The organism is Bifidobacterium animalis subsp. animalis ATCC 25527, from assembly GCF_000260715.1.
Classification (GTDB): Bacteria; Actinomycetota; Actinomycetes; order Actinomycetales; family Bifidobacteriaceae; genus Bifidobacterium; species Bifidobacterium animalis.
In genome coordinates this window covers 1,783,266-1,808,779 of record NC_017834.1, presented here as the reverse complement: position 1 = coordinate 1,808,779, position 25,514 = coordinate 1,783,266, and the positions used below count along the sequence as shown (strand labels likewise).

Sequence of the window (25,514 nt, the reverse complement as noted above, 5' to 3'; positions counted from 1 at the left end):
ACATGTCGATAATGGACGGGCAACCGCACGATATACCCATATGCCGTGGCGCACGCCATTCAGACGCCGAGGGATGTCGGAGGCCGCAGACGGCCCGCACTGCGCCCCACACGCCAATATGTGACCCAGACGTATAGCAGGACGCCTTCGATGTACGTTGACCCGAACCGCAACAGGAACGCCAGCAATCTGCGTTGGCTCATGCCGTATTGCAGGCCGGAGCTGCCCCGTGTGATCGGCGCGCAGATCCTGTACCTCGTCAGCGCCGCGATGGCATTGGTCACGCCGCTCATCGCCGCGCGCATTGTGGACCGCGTGATCGAGCAGCGTCAGCTCAGTCTGATCACCGGCCTGTGCCTGGCGCTGATCGGTGTGACAATCGTGCGCGACGGCGCCTACTACGGCAACCAGATGTGGATGGAACGCGCCGGGCAGAACACCGTGTACCGCTTGGTGAGCGACGAATACGAGAAGCTGCACACGCTCGACTTCGACTACTTCAATCACACGCGCACCGGCGACATCATGAGCCGCATGACCTCCGACACCGATGCGATCCGCCATCTGCTCAGCTGGGTGAGCTACCAGATGCTCAACTGCGTCGTCATGTTCGTGGGCGCGCTCGCGTTCATGACGTCGATCGACTGGCGCCTCGCGCTGGCCCTCGCCTGTGTGACGCCGTTCCTGTTCCTCTTCACCCACCAGTTCTCCACGAAGGCCAAGCCGCTGTTCCTCGCGATCCGCAATTCGCTTGCCTCGATGAACTCGATGGTGGAGGAGAACATCGAAGGCAACCGCGTGGTCAAGGCGTTCGTGCGTGAGGACTACGAGACAGGGAAGTTCGACGAACACAACGAAGACTACATGGACCGCAACATGGCCATGGCGATGAACACGCGCAAGTACCTGCCCCGCCTTGACTGGCTCGGTTTCGCGCTCCAGCTCATCACACTCGGCTTCGGTGGATTCCTTGTGGCGCGCGGTGCCATGAGCCTGGGCGGACTCGTCGCATTCTCGTCGTATTTGTGAATGATCGACGGCCCGGTGCGCCAGTTCGGCTGGCTCGTCAACGACTGGCAGCGCTTCAACGCGAGCTGTGTGAACATTCGCAGACCCCTCACCGCCACGCCGCATGTGAAGAACACGAAGGCCGCGCGCGAGGGCGTCGTTCCCGATTCGATGCGCGGCGACATTCGCTTCGACCATGTGGATTTCGCGTTCCCCGACGACCCGGACACGTTGATTCTGCACGACATCGACTTCCATGCCCCCGCCGGCTCGCGCCTTGGCATTCTTGGTGAGACTGGCGCCGGCAAATCGACGCTGGTGAACCTGATCGCACGCTTCTACGACCCGACCTCGGGCACCGTGACCATAGACGGCATCGACGCGAAACGCTGGCCGCTCAAACAGCTGCGTTCCCAGGTGGCCATTGTGGCGCAGGACGTGTTCCTGTTCTCCGACACGATCGAAGGCAACATCGGCTTCGGCGCAAGCGACGAACAGGCGACCGACCCCGATTTCGTGCGGCGTATGGCGCAGATTGCCGGGGCCGACGACTTCATTCGCCGCATGCCGGAAGGCTACCAGACGGTGGTCGGCGAACGCGGCGTAGGGCTTTCGGGCGGTCAGAAGCAGCGCTTGGCCTGGCCCGTGCGCTTGCCGACGATCCGGCGATCCTGATCATGGATGACACGACGAGTGCGGTGGATATGGAGACGGAGGCGCAGATCCAGCAGCATCTCAAGGACCTCGACGACCGCAAGACGATCGTGACGATCGCCCACCGCATCTCGTCGGTGAAGGACTGCGATCTGATCCTCGTACTCGAACACGGTCGCATCGCCGAACGTGGCACATATGACGAACTCATCGCCCGGCACGGGCTCTACGAGCACATCTACGAGAAACAACTCGGCCAACAGGCCGACAATCTGCGGCAATGATTCTGTGTCAATGAACGTGATACCACGGATTGGCGGGGCGGCGCGGGCCTCGCTGAGGAGCGCTACGGAACGCAGACAACCGACGAAGCGAGGCCCGCGCCGCCCCGCCAATCCACAATCCCGAGAGGAGGCGAGCTGAATATGGCACAACGCAACACGTACCGCGAAGACGAGGAGCTCGAGGAGAGCATCAATTTCCATGATCTGCGCAGAATAGGCAAATACCTGCGCCCGCATGGCAGGCGGCTCGCGAGAATAGCTACCGTCGTGATCTCGATGAGCTCACACTGGTCGTCATGTTCGCGATCGATTTCAAGCTCGCGCTGTGGAGTCTGCTGCTGTTCCCGCTGCTCATTGTGGTGGTGCGCGTGCTGCAGCATTTCCAGCGCAAGGCGTACCAGAATCTGTCGAACAAGCAGAGCAACGTGAACGCGTTCATTCACGAGTCGATCGCCGGTGTGAAGACCACGCAGACCTTCACCCGCGAACACGAGCAGTACGAGACGTTCCAGCACCTGCAAGGCGAGCAGCGGAGCGCGTGGATGCGCGCCGTGCACATCCAGTTCCTGCTGTGGCCGAGCATGGAGATCATCTCGATGTCCACGATGGCGCTGATCTATTACGTCGGCATCATGCACGTGGCCGGCGTTACCGCGACCACCGGCACATTGATCGCGTTCGTTGGCTATGCGAACAACTTCTGGAACCCGGTGATCAACATTGGCAACTTCTACAACCAGCTCATCACCTGCTCCGCGTATCTCGAACGCATCTTCGAAACGCTCGACGTGCAGCCCGACATCGTCGACAAGCCGGGCGCCGAGCCGTTGCCGCCGATCCGCGGCGACGTGCGCTTCGACGACGTCGTGTTCCGCTACGAACCCGACGGCAGGAACATTCTCGACCATGTGGACCTGCATGCGAAGCCCGGCCAGACCGTCGCGCTTGTGGGCCCGACCGGTGCCGGCAAGACGACGATCGTGAATCTGCTCTCCAGATTCTACGACGTGGCGGATGGCGCCGTGCTGATCGACGGCCACGACGTGCGCGATGTCACGCTGGACTCGCTCAGGTTGCAGATGGGCGTCATGCTGCAGGATACGTTCATTTTCTCGGGCACGATTCGCGAGAACATACGCTATGGCAAACTCGATGCGACCGACGAGCAGATCATCGCCGCAGCCAAGGCTGTGCATGCGCACGAGTTCATTGAGGAACTGCCCGACGGCTACGACACGGTGGTGCAGGAGCGCGGCTCCACGCTGTCGATGGGCCAGCGCCAGCTCATCGCGTTCGCGCGCGCTGCTCGCCGACCCGCGCATCCTCATTCTCGACGAGGCGGCGAGCAACATCGACACCCGCACCGAGGAGGCGCTGCAGGCGGCGTTGCAGCACATGCTCGTCGGACGCACGAGTTTCATCATCGCGCACCGATTGAGCACGATCGAGAATGCCGACATGATCTGCGTCGTCGACCACGGCCGGATCGTCGAACGCGGCACGCACGAGGACCTCATGGCCAAGCGCGGCGAATACTGGCGTCTCGTGGAATCGCAGTATGCGATGATTTCGGAAGGAGACTGAAACACCTTCCTTGGCGCGTTTGCTGTGAGAGGAATAGACGCGGCGGCCGACGGGCAATCGTGTCGAATGGCATGCTGGAATTAGGCAATCGACGTGGAAACGCACATGATGCGCGTTTCGGTCGAATATGGAGAACACCGCGTACAACGGTCTTGGAATGTCCACCGCATGTGCCGCACCGGTATTAGGAGGAATCATGCAAGACAAAGACGATATGCTGCCGAAGAACGTGCAGCAGGACATCAGCGAACTCGCCAAACCCGACGTCACCGAGCACGAAAGTGCATGGGCGACCTACAGAAAACTGCCGAAGAGCCATAAGTGGCCGTACTTCTACCATCATTTCTTCTGGCCCATCATCGTGGCCGTCGTGGTGCTCGCCGCGATCGTCGCGTTCGTGGTGAACATGGTCGTCTCGCCGAAGGGACAGGGACTCGGCGTCGCCTTTGTGGGCGTGCAGGAGTCCGACCGCTCGATGGACAAGCTCGAAGACGGCTTCCTCAAATACCGTGCGCTCGACGAGAAGAAGATCACGTTCGAGAACGATTTCTACATCGATTCGTCGAACAAGGAATCTGCAAGCATGTCGCAGAACTCGCTCGAAACGCAGATGGCGGGCGACACGATCAACACGGTCATCGGCAGCGACTCGGCATTGCGTTCGCAGGATCTGCTCGGTTATCTCGAGCCGCTCAACAGCGTGCTCACGTCATACCAGATGGGCAAGCTGCGTGAGCGTGGCGCGCTCGTCGAGATGAGCGACGGCGAGAACGGTGCCACGAAGGCCATGGCGATCGACTTGGGCAAATCCGCGGAATGGAGCCGCATTAAGGGGCAGGATCAGCATGCCCGGCTCGCGTTCGTGAATGTGCAGAACAAGGATTACGCAAGACTGTTCGTGGACTATCTGTTCGGCATGTAACCGCCGCACGTGTGTACATATTCGCAATATCTGTGCAGTAACGTAGGCAAGTAGCAACGCAGAGGAAGGAATACGCGATGCTTGAACATAGCCGCCCCGCATTGTTGAAGGAGTTGATGGCGGCCAGGAACACGGTGTCGCCGGATTCAAATGGGCGAATCGTATGGGGCAATGGAACGGTGACGCTCGTATTCGCCGCGGGCGACGAGAAGCCGGTGACGTTGATCGGCATGAGCGGCCGCGGCATGGAGCCGGTGGATGAGAACATCGCTGGCGAACCAGATGCGCAGCCGATTGTGGAGTTGCGCAGTTCGCTGGACGGCGGCGGAGACAACAGGCTGAAACTCGCTGTTTCGGCCGCCGGTCTCAAACTGAGGTTCGTTCGGGCATACGAGCTCAACAGATTGGACGATGCGCAGCATCCGGTCACGCTGCTCGCGATTGTGCAACGTGACCCGAACGGCGACGGCCCGCTGGTGACGAGCGTGTTCGAGTCGATGGCCCATACCAGTGCGGTGCGAACCTACACGCGGCTGTGCAGCGAGGAGCCATACCCGGTGGAGGCGGTGTCGTCGATGAACGCGACACTGCCCATGGAAGCGACCAAACTTGAGGATTCGCAGGTGCAGATCTACTGGGGCGAAAGCTCGTGGGACTGCGAGAACGCCTGGCAGAGTGCGCCACTGCGTTCCACCACGCTGCGCGACCGTAACCAGGTGATCAATCAGGGCATGTCTTCCGCCAGATTCGCCCGCCGTTCCACGTCGACATGGTCCACCGGCGAGTTCGAGCCGATGGGCATTGTCGAAGGAGGCGGCCGGCCAGGCGAGCTCGGCCATTTCTCGTTCGCATGGCAGATTGAGCACAACGGTGCCTGGGAATGGGAGATCGGCGAGGACGACCCGGGACTGCGTGTGAGTGCATACGGGCCGGAATACGACGACCACCAGTGGTTCGTCATGCTGCGCGACAACCAGCCCTTCGTCACGGTGCCGGTCTCGTTCGTGATCTGCGCGGGCGACTGGCAGCACGCCGTGGCCGAGATGACCGTGCAACGACGTGCGCTCTACCGCGTGAAAGCCATGGAAATGGGTCGCTTGGAACAGGCGGAGCAGGCGAAGGGGCTCGTTGTTTACAACGACTACATGAACACGTTGTGGGGCGACCCGCGCATCGAAAAGGAGCTGCCGCTCGTGGAGGGCGCCTCCAAGGTGGGCGCCGACGTGTTCTGCATTGACGCCGGCTGGTACGACAGCGAAGATGGCGGCTGGTGGGACATGGTGGGTGAATGGAAGCCCTCCACCAACCGCTTCGGCAACCTTCGCTTGGCCGGGCTCATCCACGACATCCAGTCGCATGGCATGAAGGCCGGCCTGTGGTTGGAGCCGGAGGTGATCGGCGTGCGCTCGCCGTTGGCGAAGACGCTGCCGGATTCGGCGTTCTTCTGCAGGCACGGCAGCCGCATAGCAGATCAGGGCCGCTACCACCTCGACTTCCGCTCGCCGGTGGCCCGTGCCCATGCCACGGTCACAGTGGATCGCCTGATCGATGAGTTCAACGTGAAGTTCTTCAAGTTCGACTACAACACGACGCCGGGTGCCGGCACCGATGTCGACACGGATTCGGTGGGCGAGGGTCTGCTCGATCATTGCCGTGCGGTGCAGCAGTGGATCGAGCAGATCCGCGCCAAGCACCCCGACGTGATGATCGAGAACTGCGGTTCCGGCGCCATGCGCGCCGACTATGCGATGCTGAGCCGACTCGACATACAGTCCACCTCCGACCAGTCCGATCCGCTCGTCTACGCCGCAATCGCCGCTGGCGCCGGCATGACCGTGTTGCCGGAGCAACAGGGCAACTGGGGCTACGCGCAGCAGGAGATGGACGACGAAACCGCCGTGTTCACGCTGGCCGCGGGCATTCTTGGCCGCCTGTACCTGTCGGGGTTCATCGACCGCATGGACGAGGCGCGGTTGGGGTTGGTGCGCGATGCGATCGCATTGCACCGCACGATCCTGGGCGGCCAATCGCATCTGGTGCCGTGGTGGCCTTGTGGGTTGCCGGACTTCAACAGCCCCTGGCTCGCATACGGCCTGCGCCATGCGCCGACGGTGACCGGATTGGCCCATGACGAGGACTGGAAGGGCCCCGAGCGCATCGATGAGGCGCAATACCTGACCATCTGGCGTCGCGGCGGCGTGGGCTCGCTCTATTTGGAGCTCGGCAAGGGCGCGCATATCGAGCAGGTGTTCCCTGACCCGTCAAAGCCGGAGCATGCGCCCAATGCCAAGCCGTGGACGGTCGAATGGGTGGATCCCGAGACGGTGCGCATCCAGGTCGCCACCGACAAGGGGCCCTCCGCGCGAATCTTCGCCATCACCTATCCGCAATCATCCGCCAACGGCAGGGCGGACGGCAGGGTCGCCGGCGACGCCGGGCACGACATCAAAGGGCGGTAATCTGCGTAATTGAGAAGATTATTGTGCGAGCCAAATATTCTTCTCAATTACGGGGCGCTAAATCAGAAGTTTATATGAATCTGCAAATACACTTCCCGAATAGCGCAGGTCATTGGGAATCTGCGGGCGGATTCCTCAGCGGTGAAGGCGGCGAGCGGTAGAGTGGGAGCATGAGCAAGAAGCACAGAGTTCGTGATTGGGCGCCGCTGCCGCCCGCATTGCCGCAGGACGCACACGTGATCGACAATCACACGCACGTGGCCTCCGTGGTGCCTTTTTCTCGGGCATTGAGCCATGAGGCCATCGAGAAAGGGCAGCCGGAGATCGCCGTCTACAGCGTCGACCAACTGCTCGACCAAGCGGCCGCAGTGGGCGTGGAGGGTGTGATCGACTGCGGTTGCGAACTGCCCCATCTGATGACCGCCATCGGCATGGCACGCGAGCATCCGGGCAGCGTGTGGGCGGCGATTGCGATCCACCCGAACGAGGCGGTGCTGCACGGGCATCGCGGCGCCCCCGGTCCCGACGGTCTGCCAGTGCGCTACAAACCATGGCACGACGTGCCGTTCGACGAGGCGATGGCCGAAGTGCGCCGGCTTGCCAAGGCATATCCGAAACAGGTGGTGGCGATAGGCGAAACCGGCATGGACCTGTTCCGCACCGGCGAAAGCGCCAAGGAGATCCAACGCGACGCCTTCCGCGACCATATCGCACTCGCTAAGGAGCTCGACCTGCCCATGCAGATCCACGACCGCGATGCCCACCGCGATGTCATCGAGACGCTGCTCGCAGACGGCGCCCCGCGAAAAACCGTGTTCCACAGCTATTCCGGCGATGCCGAGATGGGTGAAATCGCACGCGAACACGGCTGGTATCTTTCGCTGTCCGGAGCGTCGAGCTACAAGGGCAACACCGGCATTCTCGAATCCGCGGCGATGGTGGGGCTCGACCATGTGATGGTGGAGACCGATGCGCCATACCTGACGCCGATGCCGTACCGCGGGCGGCCGAACGCGCCGATGATGATCCCATACACGCTCGCCGCACTCGCCGAATATCTCGACACGCCGGTCGAACAGGTCGCACGGGCCACGCGCAACACCACACGCGAGGTGTATGGAATCTGAGCCGGAAGCGCCCGATTGGGGCCGGTCCGCAACGGTTATGGTCCCGCAGGCATGCCCCGTGCGCAGGGAATGCATTCCCCGTTGACCACTCTGCCTTTGGCGGATTGCCGAGGGTGTTGTCTCGATGCTGATTAGTGTGGCAGCTTGCGTTGTTTCTTCACAGTGTGGAGCGCCCCAAGGTGCGCCATGGTATAAGGAATGAGTATGGACGAAAGACCGAAGCAGCAAGCGGACGAGCCGCTGTTACGCACCGCCGACAAATATACGCAGGCACCGAAGGTGTCGCATAAGGTGCTCACGAAGGAGGAGCGCCTGGCGATCATCGAGGCGAACGAGAAGAAACGCCAGGAGGCCGCCAAGCTCGAGCAGCACAAGGCGTTCGGTCCGGTGGGTCGCTGGTGGCGGACGCTGCAGTCCGGCCCCGACAAGGTGACACTGGCCATGTCGATCGTGGCGCTGGGCGTGGTGTACGGAGACATCGGCACCTCGCCGCTGTACACGATGCAGACGTTCCTCGCCGGTCAGGGCGGTGTGCAGCATGCCGACGAGACCGCGGTCATAGGCATGCTCTCTCTGGTGTTCTGGACGATGACGCTCATCACGACCGTCGAATACGTGCTCATCTGCATGCGCGTGGACAACAAGGGCGAAGGTGGCATCTTCGCGTTGTACTCGTTGCTGCGCAAATACGGCAAATGGCTCATCGTGCCCGCAATGATCGGCGGGGCCGCATTCCTCGCGGATTCGGTGCTCACACCGGCGATGTCAATCAGCTCGGCCGTCGAAGGCCTGCAGACGCTGCCCGCATTGCAGGGCGTGTTCGAGGAGAACCCGAGCCTGACGCTGTTCATCGCGCTGGTGATCATTCTTGCCGTGTTCGCCGTGCAGTCGCGCGGCACCGAGCGCATCGGCAAGGTGTTCGGTTCCACCGTGCTCGTCTGGTTCCTGTTCATCGCGGTCACCGGCGCAATCAGCATGTCGCAGAACCTCGAGGTGCTGCGCGCGCTGAACCCGGTGCATGGCATCCAATTCCTCGTCAGCGGCGACAACCACGCCGGCCTGGCGCTCATGGGCACCGTGTTCCTGTCGATCACCGGCGCCGAGGCGCTGTATTCCGACATGGGCCATGTGGGCCGCGGCAACATCTACGCCACCTGGCCGTTCATCAACCTCGCGCTCGTGCTCTCATACTTCGGCCAGGGCGCGTGGATTATCCGCACGCTCGAGAATCCGGCGTTCGTGCCCGACGGGAACGCCCCCAACCCGTTCTTCGCCATGCTGACGCCCGGCGTGCGCTACGTGGCCGTGCTGTTGTCGGTGATCGCCGGCATCATCGCCTCGCAGGCGCTCATCTCCGGCGCATTCACAATAGTCTCCGAAGCCACCCGCCTCAACTGGATGCCCCACCTGCAGGTGCGCTACCCGGCCCGTACGCGCGGACAGCTGTACATTCCCACCGTGAACGTGGTGCTGTGCTGCTCCACGCTGCTGGTGCTGCTCATCTTCCGCAATTCCGAGCACATCGCCGCCGCCTATGGCTTGGCGCTCACGATCACGATGATCATGACGTCGATTCTCGTCACCGTGTACCTGTGGCATATGCGCAGCAAATTCGCGGCGGTGCTGTTCGCGATCGTGTTCCCCACGATCATGTTCATGTTCTTCATCGCGTCGATGGCCAAGTTCCTGCACGGCGGCTGGTTCACGATGCTGCTCGCGCTCGCGATCCTCACCGTTATGGCCACGTGGGACGAGGGCACGAAGCTCGAGCGCGCGCAACGCCGCCACATGAGCCCCGAGGATTGCCTGCCGGTGCTGCAGCGCCTGCACGATGACGACACGATTCCGTATTATGCCGACAACATCGTGTATTTGACCTCCGACACCGAGATGAAGCGCATCGACACCGACATCTTCTTCTCGATCTTCGCGAGCCACCCGAAACGCGCGCACGCCTGGTGGTGCGTTTCGGTGGAGACCTCGGACGAGCCATTCACGCGCGAATACTCGGTGGAGACGCTTGGCACGGACTTCCTGTTCCGCGTGCGCATTCGGCTGGGATTCAAGGTGCGCACGTCGGTGCCGGCGTATCTGCACCAGATCATGCACGATCTGCTGCGCACCGGCGAGCTTCCTGCGCAGAAGAGCACATACCCGAAGGTGGATGCCGATCCGGAGATCGGCCCAATCCGCTACGTGCTCATTCACAAGGAGCTCATGCCCGAGTCGAAGGTGTCGCAAAGGGGTGCGATGGCCCTGCGCATCAAGTATGCGATTCGCCATGTCGCCGGCTCACCCATCAAATGGTTCGGCTTGGCCCCGTATGACCCGGTGACCGAGGTGCAGCCGCTGTTCCTCGCCACCGTGCGGCCGCCGCGCCTGAAGCGCATCAACTAGGCTGTGCGCCCCTGTGCGCAGTGGCCCTTTGCGCGTAGGCCCGTTTGCGTAATTGGGGACAGGTTCGCGTGGTTTTCTGTCTCTTTTTACGTAAAGCGAGCTTGCGCGCAAATCGAGTTTCATGCAAATCGGGAGGGGCGCTTTTGCTCGGGTAAATCTTGCGGTGCGGGATTTCGGCGGGGCCGTGTGCGGCGGCAATCTGCGGAAATCGTTGGAATCTCGACGATGAGATGCCCGTTATAGAAATCTGCGATAACGGGATTGCGAGAAAATGGGTGAATGGGCAACATGCGCACGCTACACTCGACAACCATGTGCAGATTACTGGGATACGCGACCGCGAACGAGAACATCTCGCTGCGCGAGGTGCTGGGTGCGCAGAGCACCGACGCCTTCCGCGAGCTGAGCGAGATTCACAACGACGGTTGGGGAACGGCCATGGTGAAGGAGCCGGACCAGACTGCCCATGTGACCGATGGCGGCGCGCCCTCGCCATCCACCGGCTCGGCGATCTACCGCAATACGATCGCCGCGCGTTACGACTCGATTTTCGGCGACTTGGCAAGCGTGCCGGTGCGCGGCGGAATCTGGCATCTGCGACTGGCCAGCTCGAATCTGCCGCTCGTGCTGGAGAACCAGCAGCCGTTCTACGCGAGCGGACTGAGCTTCATCCACAATGGAGACATCAGCGATGCGCAGGGGCGCAACATCACGACGAACCGCGCATACCCGGTGGATCATACGCTCGTGCAGTCCACGGGCGGACGTTCAGATTCCGCGATTTACTTCGCCATTGTGCTGCAGTACCTCGGCTACGGCTACGAACTCGAGGAGGCGCTCGCGCAGGCGGTGCGCGAACTGCGGGCCGCATACCCGAACTCCAGCTACAACTGCATGATCCAGAGCCGCGACCAGCTCATCGTGCTCGAGGCGCACGACAACGGGCCGACCAGCCAGGACGTGCTCGATGTGTACGCGCAGTATGGGCGTGCCGCCGAGGCAGTCGATTATCGCACGGTCCGATATCGCCGGATTGCCGGTGCGGATGGCGCGCGCAAGGGCGTCGTCGCCGCGAGCAGCGGTTTCGCGCAGCCGGCAGACCAAGGCTGGAAAGACCTCGGCAACAATCGCATGATTGTCGCCTCGAACCGCACGGGCGAGTTCCGCGTGCGTTCGATCTGAACCGTTGGTGGGGCGCTAGAGCGCCGGCGACAATCTGCTGCGAGCCTGTTCTTGCACTGTTCTCGACCTGCTCCCGCTTTGCTTTCGACCTGCTCCCGACCTGCGTAATTTGGGACATTCGTGCGCGCAAATCTGTCTCTTTTTACGTCTCGACGACGTAATTGGAACAGCTAGCGGCACCAATCTGTCCCTTTTTACGCAGGCGCGCATGTGCGCAAACTATGCCAATTTGCGGCATCGGGGCTAGAGTGTGGGTATGAGCGGAATCATTCCTACATTCGACCAGATTGACGAACTGCATCGCAAATGCGCGCAATCGCAGGCCGCCTACGATCTCATCCATACGCATTGCCAGATCATCGCGCAGATTACGCGGCAGCTGATTCACCGGCAGAACGCGCTGTTCATGCGCCGCTGCACGCTGCCGGACGACGCGCTCGAGCGCACGGGAGACTACCCCACGCTCGCCGGCGAACGCATTGCCGACGCCATCGGCTCGCCGGAGGAAGATCGGTTCGTCGTGCCACCCACCGACGGCGTGACCGGCGGCATGGTGCCCCCACGGTACATCGACGTGGAAAAGGCCACGATCGGCGCCTTGCTGCACGACATAGGCACCTACGCCGTGCTCAAGAACGACGGTTCGAACGGCGAACCGCTGAGTTTCGATGGCCCGCGGTATGTGGAGCATGGTCTCATCGGCTATGAACTGCTCCTCAACGAGGGGTATGACGAATCGATCGCCGAATTCGCGCGCAATCACACCGGCTGCGGACTCACGAGGGAAGATGTGATCGACCAGCATCTGCCGCTGCCGCCGGCCGACTACGTGCCGGTGAATCTCGAGCAAGAGGTGGTCATGGTGGCCGACAAATACCACAGCAAGTCGGTGCCGCCGAAGTTCCTCACCGCCTCCGCCTACGCGCGCAAGGCAGCGCGGTTTGGCGCGGAGAATAAGCAGCGTTGGCTTGAACTGGTGCGCAAATACGGCGAACCGGACGTGCCGGCGCTCGCCGAGCATTATCACATGCGTTTGGTCGACTGATCCGCAGATTGTAGATTGTAGATTGCTTACGGGCTAGGATTTTTCTGTTACGGGCTAGGGCGGCCCGTGTTGCGAGAATCCCAAACTGTTGAAAAATGGCGGTTCGAGATTCCGACTGCCGCACATCCGTGGTAGTTCGTCCTAGCCTGTAACGGAAAATCCTATCCCGTAACGGGAAACTTAGCCCGTAAGGGCTCCGTAAAGGGTATGGATGCTGGCGTCAGCGCAAGTCGATGATGTTGTCGAACTGCTTGGCAATCTGCTCGCTGGCGGTGACGACGATCATCGTGCGCTGCTTGTTCGGCGCGCTCACCTGTGCCTTGAGCAGGTTGAGAATCTGCTTGGCGTCGGTCTCATTGAGATTGACGGTGAGGTCGTCGGCGATGATGTAGTCCGGGTCGATGGCCAAGGCGCGCGCGACGCTGAGTCTGGCCGCATCCACCGGGTCGAGTTCGCCGGCGAGGGTGCTTTCGTCCGCCTTCGTGTTCTCGCCGAACCGCGTGCGTACGAGGAGGTCTTGCGCAAGCTCCTTCACCGGTTTCATGAACATCTGCCCGGAGGCGTTCATGACATAGGTGAGGTTCTCCACCGCGTTCAGATCGCCGCGCAACGAGAATTGCGGTGTGATCATGCCGAGACGGTGCCCGCGCAGCTGCTCGGCGTCCATGTCTTCGTACGGGGTGGTCTTCGTCATGATCTCACCGCTTGACGGGGCGATGAAGCCGCTGATGAGCGCCAGCAGCGTGGCATGGCGGCGTGTGTCGTGCGCATCGACCACGATTGCGTAGCATTCGCCGGCCTCGCAACGGAAGGTGAGATGCTGCCAGATGTGCTCCTTCGTCTTCGGGTCGCTCACCGTCACATCGTGCAGCGAAAGCATGGGGTAGGCGCGGAAGATTGAGGATCCGGCGAGCGCGGCGTCTTCGCCATCTTCCTCGGCCTGCAGTGACGAGTCGAGATGGTCTGCCACCTGCACCACATCCGGCACGGTGACTCCCGCGCTCGCGCCATTCCCCGCGTTCTCGTCATTCTCACCGGGGTGTTGCGGAGCCGCCGCCCCCGATTCGTCGGCGGAACCGTTGCCGTCGGCGGCGGAATCCGCCCCGCGCGCATCCACGGTCGCGCTCAGCGCCTCAATGACGGCGTCGGAGGAGTCGTTGCTTGCAGATCCCTCGTCGTCCCAGTAATCGACTACATAGTTGAAGGTGTTGGGAGCGGCGTTCTCGGAGGCGTTCTCCTGCGAGGTGGTGGGGGTGTCTTTGGAATCTGTGTCTTTGGAATCGTGATGTTCGGTCATGTCAGTCCTCGGAATCTGCGGAATTGGAGATGTACGGCGACTCGAAGAGTCGAATGGTGCGGAAGAAGGTCACGCGCAGGCCGGCGACAATGGCCAGCGCCACCGAGCACAGCACGCCGATCCAGATCACCTGCCATACGAGGCCACCGGTTGCATGAACGTCATGCTGAGCCCCCAATGCGCCCGCCAGCGGGTTCGCGGTGCATGCGCCCAGCACCAAGCCCACGGCGAGGCCGACGAGCGTCGGCATGAATGTCTCAAGCATGAACTGCCATGCGAGACGCCCCTTGCTGAGTCCGGCGAGCATGCCCATGCCGATCTCGTTCGAGCGGGGGAGTGCGGCGAGCAGCACCAGGCCGAGCAGCGCAAGTGCGCCGCAGATCCACAGCACGATCATGATGATGCGCGTGGTGCCGGCAAGCGTGCCCAGCGCTTCGATCGACTGCATGTAGTGGGTGATCGTGGGCGAGCTCACCATGAAGCCCTTCGGCAGGTCGGCTTTGAGCGCCGCGGCGAATTTGTCGATGTCGCTGCGGTTCTGGAACGTGAATACGACGTTGAGGTCTGGAATCGACCAGCCTTTGCCTTTGGTGGTGTCGAATCCGTTCACGGCGAAGGTGGTGTACGTGGTGTAGAGCACGTTGTCGCGGTTGTCTTTGGCGAACTTGGCGTCGTCGCCCTGCGCGTTGTCGGGGTTGCCGGTGTAGCGGTAGATGCCCACCACCGTGTATTCATGGGTTTTCTTCGCATCGGTGGGGTTGCCGATGGTGATGGTGGAGCCCACTTTGAGGTTGTTCTTCTTCGCGAGTGCTTCCGAGACGAGCACGTTCTGCGCCAGCGAGTTCTGGTAGTCGAGCCCTTTGCCCTCCACCACCTCGTATGGGCCGTATTCGTTGGCCTGTGCGGCTTCGGCCGTGTAGAAGCTCTGCAGTGTGAGATTGCCGCCGGTCTTGTCAGCGCTGGCATCGGACGTCTTGCTCGTGGTGATTGCCTGCACCGACTTGCTTTCGCGCACCGGAACGCTTTCGGCCACCGTGTATTTGTATTGCACGCCTTGCGTTTGCCCGGCGGAGGCGAGTTTGTCGTAGTCCGACCAAGACAGGTAGTGTTCGGTCCAGGAGGAGTCGTCGCCTTGGCGCGTTTCCAACAGCTGGCTGGACGGGCGGATCACGGCGGTGTTACTTTGCTTGTCGAGCGTTTCCGTGCGCGCCTTGTGGTTCTCCTGCAGCACTGCGCCGCCGAATGTGGACCACATGGCGATGGCCGCGCTCACCAGCACGATGAGCAGGCTCCTCAATGGATGGCGGCACAGCGTTTTCCAAGCTTGGCCGAAGATGAACATAGTACCCCGCAATCTGTATTCATGCACCTAGTGCGTTCCTGTGTAAGTATATTTCCAAGTCCGGCTATGAGAATGCTGTGAGTCGAAATTCGCGGCCGGGTTATCCACAACAGATGCACAGTCCATGGTGGATTGAGATGGCAGGTCGTCCACAAGGTGCATATCGCGACGTTCGTTGTCCACATATTCACGGTGGAAATCCAAGTTATCCCCGTGGATATCCACTCTGCCATCCACTTGTCCACAGATTTTTGTGGATACGAGAAATTCCCTGTGCACCTATGCGAGTGTATGAATACGAGCGCTCACCGTGGGCGCCGCATCTTTAGGAAAAGAGGATTGCATGCCAGAACCATTCGCATTCGATTCGATCGGCTTCCTGCAACTGCTCAATCAGCTGGAACGCAGATTCGATGAGGTGGTCTCCCACGCTCCCCTGAGTTTCGACCACATCGATTCGCCCACCATACAACCACATACCTCGGCGGAGGCGTCGAACAAGCGCACGGGGGCGTTCCATAGGCGCGGCTCGGCCGCCAAGGGGCGCAATGCAACGCCGGAACGTGCCGAGAATGAGCAGATGTACCAGACGGTGTCGGCGCAAGTGCAGGCGCAGATGAACCTGTTCAGTCATGTGGATCGTCGCATTGACGTGCTGGCGCAGGATCTGTTCGGCCCCACGCATTGGGCGTCGCTGATCCGCGTGGCATCACTCGGTTTGGACCACGACCTCATCGACGAGGCCCGTAAATTCATGCTGTACTGTTCGTCCACCGTGCGCAGGCATGGCATGGCGGTGTGGTTGTACGACATCATGAACGATGCCTCGATGGGGCTGCTGCTGCATAAGCCCGCCGAACACATGCCGGTGATCGTGAACGGGCCGGATGTGGTCAATGGCAGATTGCGGTGCGGTTTGGATGCCACAGTGCAGAGGACCGGGCCGACGTGGCAACGCGAATGCTACAACCGCGTCCATTCCCTCCACACCTACATGTTGGCAGCGTATTGCGCGGCGAAATGGGGCGAACCGGGGGAGCGGCGGCGCGAACTGGCAACGTTGATGCTCAACGACTGGGGGTTGGGCATGTGCATGCTACGTGAAGACAAAACAGTGCGGCGGCTGGGTGCGAGCACCGACATGCGGTTCAGGCGCATCATCCGGTATCGACGCAAATTGCGTGTGCAGGCCGACCTGGAGTATGCGCATGCGTTGATCGACGAGCACGACGCCTCGGATGTCGAGGAGCATGCGACTGCCACGAAAGCCATGGATCGCAGGTACCTGTATGACGCCAGAAAAGTGGTGGAGGCGTACCGTGCGTTGTGGAACAAGCAGACCCGCAGCACGCGCATGCTGAGCGGAATGCTCGAGGAGACGAATGCGGTGCCTTCGGTGCCATTGTGGGAGAATCCGCTGTATTTGGAGGATCTCACGGTGTCGCTGATGGGTGCGGCAATGGGTTCGAAGATCACGATGGGCTTTGAACGGCGCAATCGCGAGGAATTCGAGGAGGGTGTGCGCCTGCTCGGACATCTGTGCGACGACGTGCGCGACCTCACAGTGGCCCTGCTGCCCATGCAGGTGGTGGTGCGGTTCGAACATGAGATTGAGGACGGCGGGAATTTCGGGTTGTGCGATGACGATGACCCCGATTTCTGGAATCTGTCGCAATTCCAGGAGAATGTGTTCTCCGACATGGCTTCGGTGGTGCTACAGCGCGTGTTCGTAGACGATGACGACCTGAATTCCGAACTGGCCATGGCCGTGCTCAACGACCATCCGGGCACCTATGCGCGGTTAATCATGCCGTATTTCGAAGATGAAGACGACGGCGATGTCGATTCCGCGGAGCTTGCCGAGATCGTCGCCAGTGCGAAGGAACCGGAAACTGCCCCACACAGTGAGTCGGAACATGCACTGGGCGAGGCGGCCGGTGACGCGGAAATCATTGACGTGGATGTCGTGGCCTAATGAGCCTGCCACGGCACCCATTGCGGCTTGCGGGCGTGCTGACGAGCATCATTCGCAAGCGATGCCATCGCCATCGCGGTCGAGCTTCGGCGCATAGCCGGGCTGGCCGCGGTAGAGCGGTGCCTTGCCGGCGGCGCGCACAGCAGCGCAGTTCTTGTAGCTCACATTGGCGTCATTGTTGGCTTCGGGAGCTGGTGCCGGCGTTGCGGGGGCGGCGGTTTCCGCCGGAGCCGCATCCTGCGTGGGTTGTGGCGCCGGTGTCGTCTCCTGCTGTTGCGCCGGTGCTTCGGCCTGTTGGTTTTGCTCGGTCTGCTCCACCTGAACCGGCGTCTCCACTCCACCATCCGCCGGAATCGTTTGGGTCGGGCATGCGTTGAGCACGTTCGCCATCGCATCGTGTTCGGCTTGCGTCACCCACAGCGAATACTTGTATTTCACGCCAATCTGGCGTGCCACGTATTCGCAGCGGAACGCATGGTTGCTCGGCAGCCAGGTGGCCGCATCGCCGTCGCTTTTCTGCTGGTTGGCCGGGCCGTCCACTGCGAGCAGATTGTACGGGTCGTTCGCCAGATTCCTGCGCGACTCCTCGGAAAGCTGTTGTGCGCCGGTCTGCCATGCGTTGGAGAGGGCCACCACATGGTCGATCTGCACGGCAGTGCTCGTATCCTGCCCACGCGTGAAATCGATGCGTGTGGCCGTGTACGGGTCATTGAGCACACCGGAGGTGACCACGCAGTCATGCGTGTTCGCCTTGTAGGTCTTGTCGGTCAGGTCACGGCCCAGAATATCGTTGCGGGTGTCGCATCCATTGTGGTCCACGTCGCTCCAGGCCGGCCCGAACTGGTCTCGCGAATACCCGGTTTTGGGTGCGCGACCCTTCACGGGCAGCTCCTCGAGCACCGTGAGCGCGACCGTCTTGCCGGCCTGCTCGTTCGCCTGCCGTTCACGCGCCTGCTGTGCCTCGCGCTGTTCCGCTTCCTGCCTGGCCTTCTGCTCGGCCTCTTCCTTGGCTTTGGCATCGGCCGCCTCCTGCGCCTTCCTGGCGGCATCGGCATCTTGGCTTTGCGAGGTGGTCGAGGCGTCGGTGACCGTGCTGCCGTCGAACGAACAGGCACCCAACGACAGCGTCAATCCGAACGTGGCAAGTATGGCGAGCAATGTGCGCGTGATTTTCGTATTCAATCTGTTTCTGCATCCTTGTGTCGAGATAATTGCATGCCGGTGGGATCGGCAGGCACCATTATGTCAATAATTGAGGGGAGTGTGGTTATTCCGTCGCGTGTGCGGGGGATTTGTGAAAGGCACCAACGAAGACCGGCGCATATCGCATCGCCTGTCGCTGTCAGCGGGAGGGGCATGTTTTCATACGGCACGAATACACTGGAACTTCCAGTCCATATTCACAGCGAGCTGATGAAGGATGTGTATGGAGCGAGAGGCCACCAATGCAACAGAAGAGCTGTCGCATATTACGACCATGAATAAACCTGTTCGGCATCGGGCAGCGACAGACATGGGTGGAGGAGCCTCGACTTCTCGGTGGAAGCATGAGTCCATTTCCCAGCATTCAAGAAGCCTGTGGGTGAGCATCGTCATCGCCATGGTGCTGGTTGCCATATGCGAAATTGGTTTTTTCAATCTCGGACATTGGCGTACCACGGGTCTGCAGCATGCGACAGTGGGCAAAATGATGGTGGGTGATGGGCTTGAGGCATTGGGAGGCAATCGGTTCCGAATTACCGATCCTGAACATGCCAACATCACTGTCCCGGTTTCCGACAACGGTAGGCCGGCCAATGTCCAAAGTCTTCGGGTCGTTACTAATGCCACCGAGAAGCCGGGAGCTAGCATACATGCTTCGATTCAGCTCAAGACCACGGGTGGCGACACAGTATCGCGTAACGAATGGGTCGACGGTCGTGACAGCGATGGGGCTTGGCAAGATAATCGTCATACGTTGAGTTACAGTGCCAATCCGGCCAGTCAATACTATTTGATGGGCAAGAAGCTGCAAACATATGAGTCGACCGATGTAAGAATCACGTTCATGGGCGCGAAGGGTGACGTAGTCAATTTTGACCGGGTGGAGGTGAACCCCGTCATCCCGTTCCGAATCAGCCTGCTGCGGCTCGCCATCGAGCTGGTGGTTGCTGCGTTCTTCGTGCTGTTCCGCCCCACATCGCGCATATACCGCATGGGCGTGGACCTGCGCAGTGGTGGGCAACGACTCGCAACCGCCGGGTTCATTGTCGGTCTAAGTGCCCTGTCCATTCTTGTCTCGCGTGTGGGCGCTGCTACCCCTGCAGGGCTCAATGACGCATTTCTCCATATAATCGATCCGAACCAATATCAGCATTTGGCCGATGCCCTCATTCATGGACGCACCTGGCTGGACCTGCCGGTTGATCCCAGCCTTCCGGCGATGGATAACCCATACAATTACTTCGAGCGCCGGTATCTGGCTGCGAACCAAGGTGCGCAGTACTACTGGGACTACGCCTATTCCCAAGGGCACTACTATTGCTATTTCGGTGTCGTGCCGGCATTACTCACATTTGTGCCATACCAGCTCATCACAGGTGTTTGGATGCCAACTTGGTATTCAGTGGCATTGAGCAGTGTGCTCATCATCGTATTCGGCACTCTGTTGGTACGGCGGATTGCCCATGACTATTTCCCGCAGGCCTCACTTGGCATAGTGTGGCTGGTGACAATCGGATTCGACTTCGGTACATGCGTGTTCACCTACTGCTTCAACAGCACCTTCTACAACGTACCCATGGCATGTGCAATAGCACTTGTGCTAATGGGATTGTGGTTCTGGCAGATCTCCAAACGTGACGATGGCACAATCAATGGATGGTTCATGGCTGCCGGTTCGATCTGCATGGGGCTGCTGTTGGGAACGCGTCCTCAATTCATCGTTGCGTGGGCGCTAGCTTTTCCGCTCTTCTGGCCGCAGATCACCAAATACCGCACGTTGTTCTCCAGAAGCGAGCTGTGGCAGACCGTGGCGGCTCTTGCCCCATTCGTTGTGGTGGGAGTGCCCGTGCTGTATTACAACTACGTGCGCTTCGGCTCATGGACTGACTTCGGTGCATATTACAACCTCACCGGCTACGATCTCACCTCGCGCAAGGCATCGAGGTACACTTTCCTGCCGGCGTTGTTCACTCAATTGTTCCAGCCCCCGAGCACGACCTCTGAGTTTCCGTTCCTCACCACCACTGATACAGTGCTCCCAGGCCCGAACGAACCTTCGATGGGCGGCTACTTCGCCATTTTCCCGATTGCACTCATGGCGTTGCTTTTCATTCTCGTCCGGCAGCAGCTGAGCAGGCACGGACTGAAGACCATGTCTGTCATGCTCATGGTTCTTGCATTGGTCGTCGTCTCATTCGACACCTATAAAAGTGGCACCTCCATGCGTTACTACGGGGATTTCGCCTATTTGGTGATGCTATGCATGGTGATTGTCACGCTCTCCTTCGCTGTGGCTGCGCAGTTCGTACCCACCGCGTCTCTTGACGGGGCGACGCATGCAGGCATTCCCCTCGAAGCTGAGCGTTCGCTGGGATTCCGTACTTTGCAGACGGTGCTGCTGGTGCTGGTGGCCCTCACGGTGGCGATGACAGTGGTGGGATTGCTCGTTCCGGGTCGGTATGACAATTGGGAGACGCTGCATCCGCGCATCTACACCACTATTCGCAGCTGGTTCATCGGATTGACGGCTTGAAACCCTCGTGCGGCGGAGGAAGGGAATGCGAATCGGAAGGGTTCGCATTCCCGCGTAGGGGAAAATAAAAGTAAAAGCCGGAATCTACAGGATTCCGGCTATGGGGCGGAGGATGCGAGATTCGAACTCGCGAGGCTGTTACACCAACACGCTTTCCAAGCGTGCGCCATAGGCCACTAGGCGAATCCTCCAGTGTGCATACGCAACTTAAAAAGAATACAACACATCTTCCAATAGCACAACATCAGCGTGTCGTATTTGATGTGCCCGGGGAGGGGCGTTCAGACATGCTTATATGATTGCTTACACTGAATTGAATCTGATTGTGTTATATGTGAAGGTGCTCGCATGCCGTCGTTTACATTCGCCAACATACTGCTCGAATCGAATCCGCGTTCTGAGAATTACCCAGGTCTGTATTGCCGCGCGGATAGGGCTCTGTCGTTGAATCCCCAAGACGGATTCTGGATGCTCACGGGAGCGGGAACCTTCGATTTCACCACTTACTTCAATTCGCTCTCTGTGATGAAACTGCTCAAATACACCACAGCCAAGGCGTTTCGTCTCCACATTGAGCTGCGTGGTTCCGCATGTACGATCATGCAGACAACCACAGACCAGTTCTCCAAGGAATCAGTTCCAGTGGAGGAGACGGCGGTCCATCTCGATGCCGGTGACGACTGGCAATCGGTGGATGTGGATTTTCGGATTACGGACACCACTGTGCTCGCAGGCTTCGTGATCGAGACCGAAGGAGCCGTCGAGCTGCGGAACGGATACTACGAGCTTGAACTGAGTGATGATCCCCATGACGTGGAACTGGTGTTAGCCACCACCACGTTCAAGAAGGAAGGCTTCGTCACAGGCAACATTGAACTGGTCCGTAGGAACATCGTCGAATCGGGAGAGGACATTGCTGATCACTTCAACATGTATGTGATGGACAATGGCCGCACCTTGGACAAGGAGATCCTCGACTCCGACCGCATCACGATTGTGCCGGAAGGCAATGTGGGAGGTGCGGGCGGCTTCACACGTGGCATGATCATGGCACTTGAGCAGAATCCACCGGCTACGCATGTGATCCTCATGGATGACGATGTGGCCATTTCGCCGGAGAGCATCAAACGCACGTATAATCTTCTGCGCATTCTCAAGCCGGAACATGGGTATTCGATGATTTCCGGGGCGATGCTGAATTATCGCATCGGTGAGGATCAGTGCGAGGACACGGGCTATATGGGTCCGCGAGGAGATTTCCTGCCATGTAAGCCGATGCTGCGCATGACGCTTCTTGATGACCTCATTTACAACGAGATGTTCGAACCTTCCGAAGACATGCGCACCGCCCTTTACGCCGGCTGGTGGTACTGCTGCATTCCAACGGATATGATTCGCAAGAACGGCCTTCCCCTGCCAGTGTTCGTTCGCAGTGACGACACCGAGTATGGTTGGCGGTGCAAGCCGGAGTTCATCACAATGAACAGCCTGTGCATTTGGCACATGCCATTCCAGGAGAAGTACGATGCTGCCGTGGAACGCTACCAGACCACACGCAATCCGCTTATCTCCCAGTTCACCACCGGTTTTGCGCCGGAAAGCGATTTCATCTATGCCATGCACAACAAGCTGCGTCTCGAACTGAAGAAGTTCGGATACACGAACGCCGAGCTTGTGCTTGACGGTTTTGAGGACTTCCTGAAAGGTCCCAGATTCATTGAGCAGAAGGGAATGGCGGAACGCACATTCCTGGCTGCGAACAGGAACAAAGAGAAACTCATGACGTTCGAGGAGCTGCAGAAGGTTGCGGAGCGCGATCCGGTGCTCAAGGGTTTCGACATTCGTAAGATCGATCGCCAGCTTATCGATGAGGACTCGCCACGCACCTACACGGAACGTCTCGTGGATTATGTGACGGACAACGGCCAACGCTACATCAGGACGTCCGGCGACGGCTATGCCGTGATCCCTCTGATGGGATGGGTGTATCCAGCCGGGGCAATCCGAGGCAAACAGAAGTTGGTTGTGCTGGATTGGTATGCGCGTAAGGGAGCCATCCGGACCAAGGACGCCGAACGCTATCGCGCGATTCGCAAGCGCTACCTGCGCGACATGCGGTATTATCGCGCACATGCCGCGCGCTTGCGCGAGGAATATGCAGCGGCGCGTGATAAGCTCACGTCCATTGAATTCTGGAAAGACTACCTTGATATGAACTGATTCTCCCATCTGTGTGAGCAGGCTGCGCGGCGGACATGCGGCGGGGAGTATAACGACGATGGCGAGGAAGGTGCGAGTGAATACGCTGACTAAACGGTTGAAGGACCGCTATGGGTATGCGATGACCGTATTGCGGGGCTTGGTGAAGACCGATTTCAAGATGCGATACCAAGGGTCGTTCCTCGGTGTCGCCTGGTCTGTGTTGAAGCCGTTGCTGTTGTTCGTGGTCATGTATATCGTGTTCGCGAAATTCCTGAGACTGACCGATCACACTTCGACATATCCGGTTGTGTTGTTGCTCGGCGTATGCTCATGGCAGTTCGTGTCGGAGACGATTGGCATAGGTCTGCGTTCGATTGTCGATCGGGGAGATTTGTTGCGAAAAGTGCATTTCCCGAACTATATAGTTGTGGTGTCCGCCTCCATCGGCTCACTGATCTCATTGGGCATCAACTATGCCGTGGTGTTGGTATTCGCGTTGTTCCAACATGTCGAGTTCACCTGGCGCGTATTGTGGCTTCCCCTTAATTTGGTTGAGCTGTATATCGTTTCGCTGGCGCTCGCACTGATTTTTGCCACATGCTACGTGTATTTCCGCGACATCGCCCATATTTGGGAGGTGCTTTCGCAGATTCTGTTCTATGCGATGCCAATCATGTACCCGTTGTCGTATGTGACGGACAAGGGCGGCGTCTATGCCAGTCTCGCAAAACTTGAGTTGCTGAATCCGATTGCGCAGACCATTCAGGATATACGGCACAATTTCATTGCGCCGGCTACTCAGCCCACGGTTTGGAATTCATTCAATTCTTGGTGGGAGAAGAGCATTCCACTTGTCATCGTCATAGTGCTGGCATGGTTCAGCGTCTATATCTTCCGTAGGAACAGCCGCAGATTCGCAGAGGTGATGTGATGAACGACGCGATGACCGATGATGTGATCACCATTGACAATTACATGGAGCAGCCGGTGGTGCTCGATGTGAGCCATGTGGACAAGTGGTTCAAGCTACCTACCGAGCAAGCCTCGGGTCTGAAGCAGGCCTTCATCAACTGGACGAAGGGCATCAAAGGCTACAAGGAGCAGCATGTGCTGCGCGATGTGTCTTTCCAAGTGCATCAGGGCGAGTTCTTCGGCATTGTGGGCCGCAATGGCGGTGGCAAGTCGACGCTGCTCAAGATCATCTCGCAGATCTACTATCCGAACCGGGGTTCGGTGGATGTTAGGGGAAAACTCGTACCATTCATCGAATTGGGAGTGGGATTCAATCCCGAGCTCACCGGTCGTGAGAACGTATATCTGAACGGTGCGCTGCTTGGGTTCTCACATGACGAAGTGGACGAGATGTATGACGACATCGTCGAGTTCGCCGAACTCGAGGAGTTCATGGATCAGAAGCTCAAGAACTATTCAAGCGGCATGCAGGTGCGTCTGGCGTTTTCCGTGGCCATCAAGGCGCAGGGAGACATCCTGGTGCTCGATGAGGTGCTGGCGGTGGGCGATGAGGCGTTTCAGCGCAAGTGTGACGACTATTTTTCGAGTGTGCGTCAAGACCCCACGAAAACGGTGATTCTGGTCACGCATGACATGGGTGCCATCAAGCGCTACTGCACGCGAGCTATGTTCATTCAAGATGGTGAGGTGGCGGCGATCGGCGATAAGGAGACGGTGGCCGAAAGCTATACTTTGGCCAATCTCGAAGCCATGCGACAGGAGGAACGGCAGAAGGCGGAACGCGCCGACCAAGCGAAGCAAGAAGGACACGAAGTGTATCCTAACGGCTTGAACGCTCGCTGTCCGTTGTTGCGCACCTATGCCATCTCGCCGCTGGTGTTGACCAGCGACCAGATGTTCCGGTTCGCGGTCGAATACGAGTTCAACGAAACCGACGACTTCTATCTGGCCATTGCATTGCATGATATTCGTCGTGGGGGCATTACTTTTGATACCGGTGCACACAACCCGAAGCTGCACATGACGAAGAAAGGGCGTCATACCGTGTACTTCGAGATGCCGTTGGACCTGTTCAACAATGGCGAATTCCGCCTGTTCACATCACTGCGCACACCGATTCCAGGCAATACCGAAACGACGGACATGGTCGCTGTCGCGCTGGATGACAATGCGTGCACCTTTGCGGTACGTGATCCCCGCAATATGGACTACGCATTGATCAATACGCGCGCCATGCAGATCGAACCCATTTCGAAGGAGCAGGCGGAACAGTCAGCCGCTGGGCAATATGACGGCAGGATTTCCGAGGAATCTGAATGACCCCAGTT

14 protein-coding genes, 1 tRNA gene and 2 pseudogenes are annotated in these 25,514 nt (G+C 59.5%); 13 read left to right on the top strand and 4 right to left on the bottom strand.

The genetic code is table 11. From position 1 onward, the window contains the following. The first annotated feature begins 150 nt into the window (after window positions 1-150). From BANAN_RS07455 to BANAN_RS07420, 8 genes and pseudogenes are all read left to right on the top strand, one after another. Window positions 151-1,946, top strand: a pseudogene (locus BANAN_RS07455) (ABC transporter ATP-binding protein). A gap of 141 nt (window positions 1,947-2,087) precedes the next feature. Continuing rightward, a pseudogene (locus BANAN_RS07450) lies at window positions 2,088-3,530 on the top strand (ABC transporter ATP-binding protein). 196 nt (window positions 3,531-3,726) lie between these two features. After that, entirely contained in the window at window positions 3,727-4,452 is a 726-nt protein-coding gene (locus BANAN_RS07445) for a hypothetical protein (protein WP_014698288.1), read from the top strand. Window positions 4,453-4,529: 77 nt separating this feature from the next. Further along, the gene (locus BANAN_RS07440) at window positions 4,530-6,911 is read left to right on the top strand and encodes a beta-L-arabinopyranosidase (protein WP_014698287.1); all 2,382 of its coding nucleotides are present in this window, start codon (window positions 4,530-4,532) and stop codon (window positions 6,909-6,911) included. 170 nt (window positions 6,912-7,081) lie between these two features. Then, a complete protein-coding gene (locus BANAN_RS07435; protein WP_014698286.1) occupies window positions 7,082-8,038 on the top strand; it encodes a TatD family hydrolase in 957 nt (318 codons plus the stop codon). Window positions 8,039-8,242: 204 nt separating this feature from the next. Then, a complete protein-coding gene (locus BANAN_RS07430) occupies window positions 8,243-10,435 on the top strand; it encodes a KUP/HAK/KT family potassium transporter (protein ID WP_014698285.1) in 2,193 nt (730 codons plus the stop codon). A 312-nt stretch (window positions 10,436-10,747) separates the two neighbouring features. After that, window positions 10,748-11,617, top strand: a complete 870-nt coding sequence (locus tag BANAN_RS07425; protein ID WP_014698284.1) for a class II glutamine amidotransferase — start codon at window positions 10,748-10,750, stop codon at window positions 11,615-11,617. A 256-nt stretch (window positions 11,618-11,873) separates the two neighbouring features. Beyond that, window positions 11,874-12,662 carry an HD domain-containing protein gene (locus BANAN_RS07420; RefSeq protein ID WP_014698283.1) on the top strand — a complete coding sequence of 263 codons (789 nt, stop codon included), beginning with the start codon at window positions 11,874-11,876 and terminating at the stop codon, window positions 12,660-12,662. Window positions 12,663-12,882: 220 nt separating this feature from the next. Here the strand turns inward: BANAN_RS07420 and BANAN_RS07415 are convergent, their stop codons facing one another. Then, entirely contained in the window at window positions 12,883-13,959 is a 1,077-nt protein-coding gene (locus BANAN_RS07415; protein ID WP_014698282.1) for an ATP-binding cassette domain-containing protein, read from the bottom strand. A gap of 1 nt (window position 13,960) precedes the next feature. After that, window positions 13,961-15,301, bottom strand: coding sequence for an ABC transporter permease (locus BANAN_RS07410; RefSeq protein WP_014698281.1), 1,341 nt, complete (start codon window positions 15,299-15,301; stop codon window positions 13,961-13,963). A gap of 343 nt (window positions 15,302-15,644) precedes the next feature. Here BANAN_RS07410 and BANAN_RS07405 point away from each other — a divergent pair, with 343 nt between their 5' ends. Next, the gene (locus BANAN_RS07405) at window positions 15,645-17,276 is read left to right on the top strand and encodes a hypothetical protein (protein ID WP_014698280.1); all 1,632 of its coding nucleotides are present in this window, start codon (window positions 15,645-15,647) and stop codon (window positions 17,274-17,276) included. 48 nt (window positions 17,277-17,324) lie between these two features. Here the strand turns inward: BANAN_RS07405 and BANAN_RS07400 are convergent, their stop codons facing one another. After that, window positions 17,325-18,458, bottom strand: coding sequence for a GmrSD restriction endonuclease domain-containing protein (locus tag BANAN_RS07400; RefSeq protein ID WP_014698279.1), 1,134 nt, complete (start codon window positions 18,456-18,458; stop codon window positions 17,325-17,327). A gap of 331 nt (window positions 18,459-18,789) precedes the next feature. On the opposite strand from BANAN_RS07400, the gene BANAN_RS07395 reads away from it, so the two are divergent. Then, window positions 18,790-21,012, top strand: a complete 2,223-nt coding sequence (locus tag BANAN_RS07395; RefSeq protein ID WP_048340804.1) for a hypothetical protein — start codon at window positions 18,790-18,792, stop codon at window positions 21,010-21,012. A 106-nt stretch (window positions 21,013-21,118) separates the two neighbouring features. Here the strand turns inward: BANAN_RS07395 and BANAN_RS07390 are convergent. Next, window positions 21,119-21,203, bottom strand: a tRNA-Ser gene (locus BANAN_RS07390). Between the two features lie 157 nt (window positions 21,204-21,360). On the opposite strand from BANAN_RS07390, the gene BANAN_RS07385 reads away from it, so the two are divergent. The 3 genes from BANAN_RS07385 (at window position 21,361) to BANAN_RS07375 (ending at window position 25,506) form a co-directional block, all read left to right on the top strand. Then, entirely contained in the window at window positions 21,361-23,232 is a 1,872-nt protein-coding gene (locus BANAN_RS07385) for a glycosyltransferase family protein (RefSeq protein WP_014698276.1), read from the top strand. Between the two features lie 76 nt (window positions 23,233-23,308). Beyond that, window positions 23,309-24,145 carry an ABC transporter permease gene (locus BANAN_RS07380; protein WP_394295950.1) on the top strand — a complete coding sequence of 279 codons (837 nt, stop codon included), beginning with the start codon at window positions 23,309-23,311 and terminating at the stop codon, window positions 24,143-24,145. Beyond that, entirely contained in the window at window positions 24,145-25,506 is a 1,362-nt protein-coding gene (locus tag BANAN_RS07375; RefSeq protein ID WP_014698274.1) for an ABC transporter ATP-binding protein, read from the top strand. Before BANAN_RS07380 ends, BANAN_RS07375 begins: the two co-directional genes overlap by 1 nt. The last annotated feature ends 8 nt before the right edge of the window (window positions 25,507-25,514 follow it).

Bases quoted from the DNA above. Each gene is read 5' to 3' on its own strand.
- BANAN_RS07445 (WP_014698288.1), top strand. From the start codon at position 3,727: ATGCAAGACAAAGACGATATGCTGCCGAAGAACGTGCAGCAGGACATC.
- BANAN_RS07440 (WP_014698287.1), top strand. From the start codon at position 4,530: ATGCTTGAACATAGCCGCCCCGCATTGTTGAAGGAGTTGATGGCGGCC.
- BANAN_RS07435 (WP_014698286.1), top strand. From the start codon at position 7,082: ATGAGCAAGAAGCACAGAGTTCGTGATTGGGCGCCGCTGCCGCCCGCA.
- BANAN_RS07430 (WP_014698285.1), top strand. From the start codon at position 8,243: ATGGACGAAAGACCGAAGCAGCAAGCGGACGAGCCGCTGTTACGCACC.
- BANAN_RS07425 (WP_014698284.1), top strand. From the start codon at position 10,748: ATGTGCAGATTACTGGGATACGCGACCGCGAACGAGAACATCTCGCTG.
- BANAN_RS07420 (WP_014698283.1), top strand. From the start codon at position 11,874: ATGAGCGGAATCATTCCTACATTCGACCAGATTGACGAACTGCATCGC.
- BANAN_RS07415 (WP_014698282.1), bottom strand. From the start codon at position 13,959: ATGACCGAACATCACGATTCCAAAGACACAGATTCCAAAGACACCCCC.
- BANAN_RS07410 (WP_014698281.1), bottom strand. From the start codon at position 15,301: ATGTTCATCTTCGGCCAAGCTTGGAAAACGCTGTGCCGCCATCCATTG.
- BANAN_RS07405 (WP_014698280.1), top strand. From the start codon at position 15,645: ATGCCAGAACCATTCGCATTCGATTCGATCGGCTTCCTGCAACTGCTC.
- BANAN_RS07395 (WP_048340804.1), top strand. From the start codon at position 18,790: ATGGGTGGAGGAGCCTCGACTTCTCGGTGGAAGCATGAGTCCATTTCC.
- BANAN_RS07385 (WP_014698276.1), top strand. From the start codon at position 21,361: ATGCCGTCGTTTACATTCGCCAACATACTGCTCGAATCGAATCCGCGT.
- BANAN_RS07375 (WP_014698274.1), top strand. From the start codon at position 24,145: ATGAACGACGCGATGACCGATGATGTGATCACCATTGACAATTACATG.